The following is a 234-nucleotide window of genomic DNA, read 5'->3' as shown; positions in this document are numbered from 1 at the left end:
ATTTGGATATACCTGCGTTTTTGCGTCGTCAGGCGGATTAAATGAGAATGAGTTCGGTCTTTTAGGTTGGTGCACCTAATACCTTTCTGGTATGATTTGGCCGAATTTTATCCAGATTTTGGTAAATCATTGAAATGATAAAACAGCGCACACTTAAAAACATCATCCGAGCCACTGGCGTTGGTCTGCATTCAGGGGAGAAGGTCTACCTGACCTTGAAACCGGCCCCAGTGG

General features: G+C 44.4%; 1 protein-coding gene. It reads left to right on the top strand.

Going from position 1 to position 234, the window contains the following annotated elements:
- Positions 1-134: 134 nt before the first annotated feature.
- Positions 135-234 (top strand): UDP-3-O-acyl-N-acetylglucosamine deacetylase (locus H2O73_RS21450; RefSeq protein WP_182110841.1); only part of this gene is annotated, 100 nt, incomplete at its 3' end.

The organism is Vibrio marinisediminis (genome assembly GCF_014050145.1).
Taxonomy (GTDB): Bacteria; Pseudomonadota; Gammaproteobacteria; order Enterobacterales; family Vibrionaceae; genus Vibrio; species Vibrio marinisediminis.
This window is presented reverse-complemented; position numbering and strand designations above follow the sequence as displayed.